Raw genomic sequence first — 3,843 nt, forward strand, 5'->3', positions numbered from 1 at the left:
CTTTACCTGACTTTGAGGCTTAACTGAACTGTATTGGAATATGAGCTTAAGCGAGTGATTACCTGCGTCCACCAATACTCTTTTGAAAAGCTGGACGCTCAGACATCTGTTTCATGTAGTTCAATACAGATGGGTATTGGCTTAGGTCTAACTTGAGCATGATAGGAATGTAAGAGAGAATAGAACCTACAGCCACGTCAGCAACTGTGAATTCTTTGCCCAGTAAGAAAGGTTGACGCTCAAAAATTTCATTTAAAGCAGTCATCAAAACCGGCATTTCTCGCTCTCGGCTTGCTTCCACGAAAATTCCTGGTCCCAAAGTCGCATTGGCAAACAACACCCATTGAGCTAATTCAGCTCGTTCCTCTGGAGAGTGGGCAGATTTACCATACTTGTCGGCTAAATACAGCAAAATTGCCCCAGATTCCCAAACCTGGAAATCTCCATCCACAATTGCTGGGACTTTCCCTATTGGGTTAATAGCCAGATACTGAGGCTGACGATGCTCACCGGCTTGCATATCAAGCTTGACAAATTCGTAGGGAATTTCTAGTTCCTCTAGATACCACTGGACAATTGATGCACGACTACGTGCGCCGCCATAAAGTTTTAGCATGAGCAAATCAGTAAACAGTTTACAACCATCAGTCATCAGTAATTATATTGTTATTTCTGAGACTTGAGGTAAATAACTATAACTGATTAAAGAACTTTATGAGTATTGGGGTGTTGTTTGACGTTGTCTTCCTTCGTGACAACTCGCGAAACATTTAGCACCCGCTTGCGTTCAGTAGAATATTTAAAATCTGTATAAGTTGTGCCCAGAGGAATCAGAGATTTAGCAGTTTCACGACGCTTGTAGGTGCGAGCTGCGGCGATCGCCCGTTCCACAAAATCATCACTAAATTGAGCCGTCTGGGGAAATTCTGGAGGAATCTCAGGTTTGTCTTCGTCCAGCACAGATCCCAAAGTTGTCGCCAAAGCAAGCTTAAAGGAGGTAGGAATACCTTTAGCAAGCGTTTCCAGTGATGCAGAGGGAATTGGTTCTATAACTTCGACTTGATAAACTTCTCCATCTTCTTTGACAAAGCAAGTTGCCAACCCGATCACAATGTAATCATCGGCTGCTAAATCAGGAGCGTTGGAGTAGGAGGTGACAGTTGTCATAAGAATATTTTATCACAAATTCCAAAAAGAAAAATCCGAATTCCGCAACGCAGTATCAAAGACTCTTTTTGTTCTTTTGTGCTCTGAGACTTGAGTTGGGGAGTTTTTTTTCATCGGGACATTCTGGCATTTTATCAATTTGTTGCCCACGCTACTTGAATCGTCTACTAAATTGATATTTATATTATCTGGAATTTACCTTGGGGAAGACGTATCAATTATTAGATTAAAGCATCAATTGAGTATGCTTTACGTTTACCTGGTTAAAGACGGTCAAGCACAATATGGCTTTGATCGCCGTAAACTTTCACGCTATAAGGGTTTATGGCATTTTCTTCCATACTTATGCCCCATGACTCATAGACACCTTAACAAGTGACACAGTTAGAAAACCACAGTAGCAAGTAACCTTATAAGTTGATCTCACAGAGCAAGCAGCTCAGGTAGGAATACATGAACATTCATTCATCTTTCCCTTTTGGTGGCGAACAAAATCACGGCAACCCATTTGTCTCAAACACTACAAAAGTACGACAACAGCAAGGGACTAACGGTAGCAGTAAATCTACTTTTGGGGACAGCTACTTGCGCTCTGATGCTCTAACAAAAGCCCGACAAGGTCATTACACTGAGGCGCTTGCCCTGTTGAATCAATTAATTCATCGTCATCCACACAATGCTATTGATTACAACAATCGAGGGCTAATTTATTTTCAAAGTGGTGAAACGCAAAAAGCGTTTTGCGATTATAACACAGCATTGCAACTTAATCCGAAATTAGCCAGTGCTTATAACAATCGGGCAAATTACTATGCAGCTTGTGGGGAATTGATAGAAGCAATTGCTGATTATGATCGGGCTTTAGATCTGAACCCAAGCCACGTTAGGGCGTGGATAAACCGAGGCATAACCTTGCGCGATTTAGGGCAATACGAGGAGGCGATTGAGAATTTTGAGGTTGCTCTGCTGTTTGAGCAATTGAATGGTCATGTTCTAGCAGAACGGGGTAGGACTTATCATCTTTGGGGAGATTGGAATTGCGCGATCGCCGATTATCGTCGCGCTTTGACTGAACTGCCTCCTACTAGCTTCAAAACCGGAGAGCCGGGTTCACACTTACGTTTACAAGTCGAAAATTGGTTACACGAGTTGCTACCAACGCAGCATCCTGCCTGGTAGACATTGCCTTGATCGTCACTGGCATAGTCTACGTATGAAACACAGAATGAGAAACATCCTGATAACGGTGTAATGGCTAACAGATGATAACTATATAGCTCCTAGATAGTAAGTGACTAGCTATGAACTATCAGCTCTTAGCCTTACTACCAAAGTCGAAATTTCTTTGGTCGAGTAGCAATGACAAATTAGAAATTAGTTTGATTCTGGTAGTTTATGTTCTATAGTATCTTTTGGGAACACGACCTGACGCTGATTAGGGTCAAATCTATAGCCCTGTTCTTGCATAATCACCTTAGCTTGGCGCGGATCGAAGTTACGGCTAAATTCTCCCTGCAGCTGATAGACACGTTCTTCCATCTGATTAACATCAATACGGATAGTTCGTAATTTTTCTTGCTGAGACCAATGATAAGGTAGAAGCTGCATAAGAGCAGAGACTGCTGCTGTTGAAATGACAAGGTTAACAGCTATCTTTGCTGTAGTTTCCAGTGCCATCACTTGATAAGAGCGTTGACGAAGACGTCGCTTCGGTCGAGGGGTGACTCGACGCTGTTGTGCTGGTTGTAACGGCAGTCTAGAGGGTTGAAATGCGTTCATCGTGATAAAAAGAACCTCGCTAAATGAGTAGACGCATGCCAAATGCACACCTGCGTCTTTTGCAGTTTCGTTTAGCTGCCATATTACTTCAATTTTTTCGTACTTGGTACACTGATCATCTGTCAAGTAAAAAACCTGGCATTTATACGTGTACAGTCTCAAACAATTTACGATATTAAACCGCAAAAGTCCGAGAACTGTACCCCGTACTACCAGGTAACTCAGCTCTTCAGAATCTTATGAATTGTAAAGTGTTGTTGACAATCGCCAAGCCAGAAAGCCTGGAATCAGCGCTACAAGAAGAGCAATGTACACTTGGGTATCTGAGATAGAAGTTCCTACCTGAGCGAGGATCAGAGTATTCAGGACAGACATGATTTGAAACCTCCCAATATCAACAGATTTTGAATACTTCGTTTACTACTTTTCCCTGTTTTGCCAAGATTGGGGAGTAGGTTGTTACAAGATGAAACAATAACTAGTCATTAGTGAGCCAGCACTGCAGAGAGAAGTGCCTTGCGGAGCCAGCGCCGTGCGGAGGTTCCCTCCGTTGAGGCGACTGGCGTCGGGTTCCCCGCGTTGTGGCAACTTCGGAGAGGGTTTCCCTCCGTAGGTGACTGGCGAACCCGTAAGGGTCATTAGTTATTAGTCATTAGTCATGATAAATTATAAGTAAATTTTATATTTATGAATTTTTATTTGGGAATTGACTTTGGCACGTCCGGTGCAAGAGCTGTGGTGATTGACGAGCAAGCTTGTATTCAAGCGGAGAGGAGGTTTCCGTTTGAGAAGTCAGAAATATCTGACTTAGCAAGTTCTTGGGAGAGAGGTTTGTTTAGCTTGCTTGAGCAAATCCCTCAACAATTGCGGCGAGAAATAAGAGCAATTGCGATCAAC

At 42.8% G+C, this 3,843-nt stretch carries 5 protein-coding genes and 1 pseudogene; 2 read left to right on the forward strand and 4 right to left on the reverse strand.

Annotation, left to right across the window (positions count from 1 at the left end):
* Window positions 1-58 precede the first annotated feature (58 nt).
* The gene (locus DP116_RS27390; protein WP_169158137.1) at window positions 59-616 is read right to left on the reverse strand and encodes a glutathione S-transferase family protein; all 558 of its coding nucleotides are present in this window, start codon (window positions 614-616) and stop codon (window positions 59-61) included.
* An 86-nt stretch (window positions 617-702) separates the two neighbouring features.
* The gene (locus DP116_RS27395) at window positions 703-1,167 is read right to left on the reverse strand and encodes a hypothetical protein (RefSeq protein WP_169158132.1); all 465 of its coding nucleotides are present in this window, start codon (window positions 1,165-1,167) and stop codon (window positions 703-705) included.
* A 453-nt stretch (window positions 1,168-1,620) separates the two neighbouring features.
* On the opposite strand from DP116_RS27395, the gene DP116_RS27400 reads away from it, so the two are divergent.
* Entirely contained in the window at window positions 1,621-2,346 is a 726-nt protein-coding gene (locus tag DP116_RS27400) for a tetratricopeptide repeat protein (protein ID WP_169158133.1), read from the forward strand.
* A 195-nt stretch (window positions 2,347-2,541) separates the two neighbouring features.
* Here DP116_RS27400 and DP116_RS27405 read toward each other — a convergent pair whose 3' ends face one another.
* Together DP116_RS27405 and psaM are read right to left on the reverse strand one after the other, a co-directional pair.
* The gene (locus DP116_RS27405; protein ID WP_169158134.1) at window positions 2,542-2,946 is read right to left on the reverse strand and encodes a slr1601 family putative cell division protein; all 405 of its coding nucleotides are present in this window, start codon (window positions 2,944-2,946) and stop codon (window positions 2,542-2,544) included.
* A 237-nt stretch (window positions 2,947-3,183) separates the two neighbouring features.
* A complete protein-coding gene (gene psaM, locus DP116_RS27410) occupies window positions 3,184-3,276 on the reverse strand; it encodes a photosystem I reaction center subunit XII (protein WP_339381625.1) in 93 nt (30 codons plus the stop codon).
* Between the two features lie 357 nt (window positions 3,277-3,633).
* Between psaM and DP116_RS27420 the strand changes: the two are divergent.
* Window positions 3,634-3,843 (forward strand): annotated as a pseudogene (locus DP116_RS27420) (carbohydrate kinase); the annotation flags it as partial.

It is taken from the genome of Brasilonema bromeliae SPC951 (assembly GCF_012912135.1).
Taxonomy (GTDB): Bacteria; Cyanobacteriota; Cyanobacteriia; order Cyanobacteriales; family Nostocaceae; genus Brasilonema; species Brasilonema bromeliae.